Origin of the sequence: Haemophilus sp. HMSC61B11 (genome assembly GCF_001838615.1) — a bacterium.
GTDB classification, from domain to species: Bacteria; Pseudomonadota; Gammaproteobacteria; order Enterobacterales; family Pasteurellaceae; genus Haemophilus_D; species Haemophilus_D parainfluenzae_AD.
On sequence record NZ_KV837977.1, the window covers coordinates 1 to 906 of the forward strand.

Below are 906 nucleotides of genomic sequence, written 5' to 3' on the forward strand. Positions count from 1 at the left end.
CTATGGGCTGGCTACGATATAAGTTACTGATATAGTCTCGTACATAATTTGTTGTGCTAGCAAAATCATTAACTATATTTTCTGTCGTTTTTATATCTAATGTGAGGCTGGAAGGTGCGTTCGTCGGAATTTTCTTCATCCAGAACATCTTAACTAAAGGATCTCTTTCTATTGCCTGCAATAGTTCGTATGGCAACTTAAATTCCGAGTACATAATATATGCTGTTTCAATTGCCCGATTTAATTCTATAAATGCAGTACGTCGAGTTCCTATTACATTAACTTCAGGTATTTCCGCTTGTTGAGGAGCTTCCCTAGTTGCGAGTTCTTCATTGTTGTTTTTTTCAAATTGTTGAGAATTATCTTCTTTTACCTCATTTGATGTATCGTTTTGAGATATATCCTTTTCAGATATATCCTTTTCAGATGTATCCTTTTCAGATTGTTCTTTAACCCATTGCTCAAAAAAATTCTTAGACCATTTATGAAATGTTTGTTTATCACCATCACTATTGCAGTCATAAATATACCAAGCTTCACCATTAGATGCTTCAGTAGTTATTTTAAACTTTTGACATTCAGCTTTAGTCGCCAAAATATAGATATAACCATCACGCAAACGGCGGAGATCATAATCACTATTCATTTCGGCTATTCCTTTTGGAGGAGTTGGTATTGTTCCTGTGTTTTTAATTTTTTCAAATGCGCTGTCTGTTAATGCCGATCTTGTGGGATAGAGTCGAATAAATTCTTGGCACTGTTTGGTTACTTCATCGGCAGGTTTTGCTTGTGGTTCATAATCTTGTTCTTTATTTGCCATTTTCTTGCTCCAAATTTAAAAGATTAAATAATTGTATTGCACGGGCTAAGGGTGCAGGGAACTTTTGTTCTAATTGTTTTTCAAGT

Annotated in this window: 1 protein-coding gene; it reads right to left on the reverse strand. The window is 34.7% G+C overall.

Annotation, left to right across the window (positions count from 1 at the left end):
• Nucleotides 1-820 (reverse strand): toxin VasX (locus tag HMPREF3263_RS06235; RefSeq protein WP_371113373.1); only part of this gene is annotated, 820 nt, incomplete at its 3' end.
• Nucleotides 821-906 lie beyond the last annotated feature (86 nt).